Source organism: Microbacterium sp. Kw_RZR3, assembly GCF_029222405.1.
Classification (GTDB): Bacteria; Actinomycetota; Actinomycetes; order Actinomycetales; family Microbacteriaceae; genus Microbacterium.
Genome location: NZ_JARHXC010000106.1, coordinates 1 through 5,041 on the forward strand (window position 1 = coordinate 1; position 5,041 = coordinate 5,041).

5 protein-coding genes are annotated in these 5,041 nt (G+C 68.7%); all 5 read left to right on the forward strand.

The genetic code is table 11. From position 1 onward, the window contains the following. Window positions 1-64 precede the first annotated feature (64 nt). The 5 genes from P2P98_RS05780 (at window position 65) to P2P98_RS05800 (ending at window position 5,032) form a co-directional block, all read left to right on the forward strand. Window positions 65-1,537 (forward strand): malate:quinone oxidoreductase, encoded by a 1,473-nt coding sequence (locus tag P2P98_RS05780; RefSeq protein ID WP_275798054.1) that lies wholly within the window; start codon window positions 65-67, stop codon window positions 1,535-1,537. Window positions 1,538-1,541: 4 nt separating this feature from the next. Further along, a complete protein-coding gene (locus P2P98_RS05785) occupies window positions 1,542-2,147 on the forward strand; it encodes a thymidine kinase (protein WP_275798055.1) in 606 nt (201 codons plus the stop codon). 184 nt (window positions 2,148-2,331) lie between these two features. Further along, a complete protein-coding gene (gene galE, locus P2P98_RS05790; protein WP_275798057.1) occupies window positions 2,332-3,360 on the forward strand; it encodes a UDP-glucose 4-epimerase GalE in 1,029 nt (342 codons plus the stop codon). Between the two features lie 65 nt (window positions 3,361-3,425). Then, entirely contained in the window at window positions 3,426-4,214 is a 789-nt protein-coding gene (locus P2P98_RS05795; protein WP_275798059.1) for an FCD domain-containing protein, read from the forward strand. Beyond that, window positions 4,211-5,032 (forward strand): siderophore-interacting protein, encoded by an 822-nt coding sequence (locus P2P98_RS05800; RefSeq protein WP_275798061.1) that lies wholly within the window; start codon window positions 4,211-4,213, stop codon window positions 5,030-5,032. Before P2P98_RS05795 ends, P2P98_RS05800 begins: the two co-directional genes overlap by 4 nt. The last annotated feature ends 9 nt before the right edge of the window (window positions 5,033-5,041 follow it).

Below are 5,041 nucleotides of genomic sequence, written 5' to 3' on the forward strand. Positions count from 1 at the left end.
CGACATCGAACCGACCGATCTCTCGATGTCGAGAGACCTTGCAGCCCGCGCCTAGAATCGTCGGGTGACTGAAAACGTCGATGTTCTCCTCATCGGTGGCGGCATCATGTCCGCCACTCTCGGCACGCTGCTGAAAGACCTCCAGCCCGATCTGAAGATCGCGGTCATGGAGCGTTTGAGCGACGTCGCACAGGAGAGCTCGAACGCCTGGAACAACGCGGGCACCGGTCACGCGGCGCTCTGCGAGTTGAACTACACGCCCGAGGCGAAGGACGGCTCTATCGACCCCGCCAAGGCGATCACGATCAACGAGCAGTTCCAGCAGAGCCGCCAGCTGTGGGCCTCGCTGGTCGCCGAGGGCGTGCTCGACGAGCCGTCGACGTTCATCAACGCGACCCCGCACATGACCTTCGTCAGGGGAGAGAAAGACGTCGCGTTCCTCCGCAAGCGCTACGAGGTCCTCAAGGAGCAGCCCCTGTTCGCGGGAATCGAGTACACCGAGGACTCGCGGGTCATCAACCAGTGGGCGCCGCTGCTCATGCAGAAGCGCCGCAAGGGCGAGCCCTTCGCGGCCACGCGCGTCCCCGCCGGTACGGACGTCGACTTCGGCTCGCTCACGCGACAGCTCTTCGCGAACCTGCGCGAGAAGGGTGTGGAGGTCGTCACCAACCACGACGTCAAGAAGCTGAAGAAGCAGAAGGACGGCTCGTGGGAGGTGTCCTACCGCCACGTGATCGGCGGCACGCCCGGCTCCATCAACGCGACGTTCGTCTTCGTGGGTGCGGGCGGGTGGGCGCTCAAGCTGCTGCAGCGCTCCGGCATCCCCGAGATCAAGGGCTACGGAGTGTTCCCCATCGGTGGGCAGTGGCTCAAGACCTCCAACCCCGACATCGTCGCGAAGCACCGCGCCAAGGTCTACTCGCAGGCCTCGGTCGGTGCCCCGCCCATGTCGGTGCCGCACCTCGACACGCGCGTGATCGACGGGGAGTCGTCGCTGCTGTTCGGGCCCTTCGCCACGTTCAGCCCCAAGTTCCTCAAGAACGGGTCGATGCTCGACATCGTGACGCAGGTGCGCCCGCACAACCTCCTGCCCATGCTGAAGGTCGCCGTCGACAACCCGGGTCTCATCAAGTACCTGATCAGCGAACTCCTGAAGACGCACGCGAAGAAGGTCGACAGCCTCCGCGACTTCATGCCGACGGCGAAGGCCGAGGACTGGGAGCTGCTCGACGCGGGCCAGCGCGCTCAGGTGATGAAGAAAGACAAAGACAAGGGCGGTGTGCTCCAGTTCGGCACCGAGGTCATCACGGCCTCCGACCGCTCGATCGCCGGTCTCCTCGGTGCGTCCCCGGGCGCGTCCACGGCGGTGTCGATCATGCTCGGCCTGATCAAGACGTGCTTCCCCGAACGCATGCCCGAGTGGGAGCCGCGTCTGCGCGAGCTCATCCCGAGCTACGGCGAGTCGCTCAACACCCACCCCGAGGCGGCGCGCCGAGAACTGGATGCCACGGCCCAGGCGCTGAAGATCAACCCCTGATCCCGTGGCGAAGCTGTACTTCCGCTACGGAGCGATGAACTCGGGCAAGTCGACGGCCCTGCTGCAGGCGGCGTACAACTACGAGGAACGCGGACAGCGCGTGCTGCTCGCCAAGCCCGAGATCGACACCAAGGGCGTCGACCAGATCGAAAGCCGCTTGGGCGTGAGCCGCCCGGTCGACTTCCTCGTGGGCCCCGACGACGACCTGCGCGCGGTGTTCGCCGCGGCTGCCGGCCCCGACCCCGTCGCCTCGCTCCTGGTCGACGAGGCGCAATTCTTCACCCCGGCGCAGGTCGACGACCTCTTGCGTATCTCGGTGCTCGACGACGTGCCGGTGCTCGCCTATGGCATCCGTACCGATTTCCGCACGGAGGCCTTCCCGGGGTCGGCGCGGCTCATGGAGATCGCGCACAGCCTCGAGGAGCTCAAGACCATCTGCCGGTGCGGACGCAAGGCGATCTTCAACGCGCGGTTGGTGGGCGGGCGCTTCGTCTTCGACGGCGATCAGGTGGCGATCGACGAGGGGCAGATCCAGGGCGAGGTCACGTACGAGTCGATGTGCGCGGCGTGCTACCTGCGCGAGTCCGGCGGCCGTCTCGACGGACGCTGAGACGCCGGACGCCGTCCCTGGCTCGCCGGGCGCGCCGCCCCTGGGCCAGGAGTTCGTCGGAGGCTGATTTGCGGCATATGCCCGCAGGGGATCCGGTCCGGTGTGCAGATGGCGCAAGTCAGCACTCGACGACCCGACGATCGGACGGACCGGGGACGTCGGCGCCGAACGATAGCCTGGGAGTATGCGCGTACTCCTGGCCGGCGGTGCCGGTTACATCGGAACCCACACGGCCGTCGCTCTCCTCGAAGCCGGCCACGATGTCGTCCTCCTCGACGACCTGTCCGGTACTCACGAGGTCGCCGCCGAGCGCGTGGAGCGCATCACGGGCAAGCCCGCGCCGCTCGTCATCGGCGACGCCGCCGATGACGGGGTCGTCTCTGCTGCCTTCGAGGCGCACGGACCCATCGACGCGATCATCCACCTCGCCGCCTTCAAAGCGGTGGGGGAGTCCACGCAGAAGCCCCTGGAGTACTACTCCAACAACCTCGACACCACGTTCGCGCTCCTTCGCGTGGGCCTGGCGCACGGCATCCGGTCGTTCGTGTTCTCGTCCACCGGGACCGTGTACTCCGACCCGGCCGACCTGCCGTTCACCGAAGAGTCGACGACGAGCATCGACCTCTCGAACGCGTACAGCAAGTCGAAGCGCATGAACGAGGTCGTCCTCGCCGACGTCGCCCGCGTGAACCCCGAGCTCAACGTGACGGTGCTGCGCTACTTCAACCCGGTCGGTGCGCACCCGTCCGGCCTGATCGGCGAAGACCCGGCCGGCATCCCGAACAATCTCATGCCCTACGTCTCGCGGGTCGCGATCGGAACGCTCGACGAGGTCGGCGTCTTCGGCGACGACTACGACACCCCCGACGGAACGGGTCTGCGCGACTACATCCACGTCGTCGACCTCGCCGAGGGGCACGTCGCGGCGCTCGAGCAGGCGCAGCCGGGGCACCAGGTGTTCAACCTCGGCACGGGTCGTCCGGTGAGCGTCCTCGAGCTCGTGGCCTCGTTCGAGAAGGCCGTGGGCCACGAACTGCCCAAGCGCATCCTCGCCCGCCGCCCGGGTGACGTCGCCGCGACGTACTGCGACCCCACGAAGGCGGCCGACGTGCTCGGCTGGCGCACGCGCCTCACCATCGACGACGCCTGCCGCGACTACTGGAACTGGCAGACGACGAACCCGGCCGGGTACGCCACCCCCGCCGACGCCTGACGATCCGCGCGTAGGCTGATGTGGTCCGGCCACATCGGCCCGACCGGACGAGGACAGGGGATGCCATGCCGGACACCGCACTGCGCGCGTGGCAGGTCGTTCTCGAGCGCATCGAGGCTGACCTGCGCGACGGGCGCCTGTCTCCCGGCGATCGACTGACGCCCGAGAGAGAGCTGGCGGCGGTCCTCGGCGTGGGCCGTTCGAGCGTCCGCGAAGCCATTCGCGTTCTCGAGGTTCTCGGGGTGGTGCGAACCGCGACCGGGTCAGGCCCGAGCGCGGGGGCGATGATCGTCACCACTCCGCGCGGCGGACTCGCCGCTTTCCTGCGGTTGCAGGTCGCCGCGAACGGTTTCCCCATCGCCGACGTCGTGCGCACGCGCGTCGTGCTCGAGGGCGATGTCGTGGAGCGTCTCGCGGCGGAGCCTGCGGCCGACCTCGCCGAGGTCCACGAGATCCTGGATGCCATGGACGCGGGCGAGCTCTCGCCGGAAGAGTTCCTCGCGCTCGACGCACGGCTGCACCAAGCGCTCGCCGAGGCGTCCGGCAACGCGGTCGTCGCGGCGATGATGGCGGGACTGCGCAGCTCCATCGAGTCGTACACCCAGCTCGGCGCCGCTCGGATGAGCGACTGGACGACGACCGCACGGCGGTTGCGGAGCGAGCACCGCGACATCGTCGCGGCGGTGGGTCGCGGGGACGGCGCCGCGGCGCGAGATGCCGTCCGCGGCCATATCGCCGGATACTTCCGTCAGGTCGCCCAGGAGTTGGGGGCGCCCGTCGACGACGAGAGCGTCCCCGCGGCGAACGTCGACACCGCGCCCGTCGGTACCCGCCCGGAGAGAGGACTTCCATGACCGATCGCCCCGTTCGACCGCCCCGCCCGCAGCACGTGCTCGAGGTCGTCGCCACCGAGCGGCTCACACCGCATCTGGTTCGCATCCGGGCGCGGGGAGCCGACCTGTCGGTGTTCCGCGAGAGTCCCTACACCGACCGATACGTCAAGATCACGTTCGTGAAGCCGGAGCTCGGTCTGGAGCCGCCGTACGATCTTGCGGCGCTGCGGGACACCCTGGCCCCCGAAGACCTTCCCGTCACGCGGACCTACACGGTTCGAGAGGTCGTCGGCGACGAGCTCGCGATCGACTTCGTCGTGCACGGCGACGAGGGTTTGGCAGGCCCCTGGGCGGCGCGGGCACAGCCGGGGGAGCGTCTGGTCGTCTCGTCGCCGGGAGGAGGGTACGCGCCCGACCCGGAAGCGGACTGGCACCTTCTGGCCGGAGACGAGTCCGCCATCCCGGCGATCGCCGCCGCTCTCGAGGCTCTGTCCCCGGATGCCGTGGGTGTCGCCTTCCTCGAGGTGCAGGGGCCCGACGAGCACGTGCCGCTCTCCGCTCCGGAGGGGGTTCTCGTCGAGTGGATCCACCGGGGCACGGCGCCGGCGGGGACGACGCACGCGCTCGTCGACGCGGTTGCCGGATGGACCCCTCCGGCGGGACGCGGTCACGTGTTCGCGCACGGTGAGCGTGAGGCCATGAAGGGCTTGCGAGATGTGGTCTTCGGGCGCTGGGGTCTGCCTCGCGCGCAGGTCTCGTTGTCGGGCTACTGGGCGTACGGCCGCACAGAGGATCGGTTCCAGGCGGAGAAGCGCGAACCGATCGGGCAGATCCTCTGAGCTTCACCG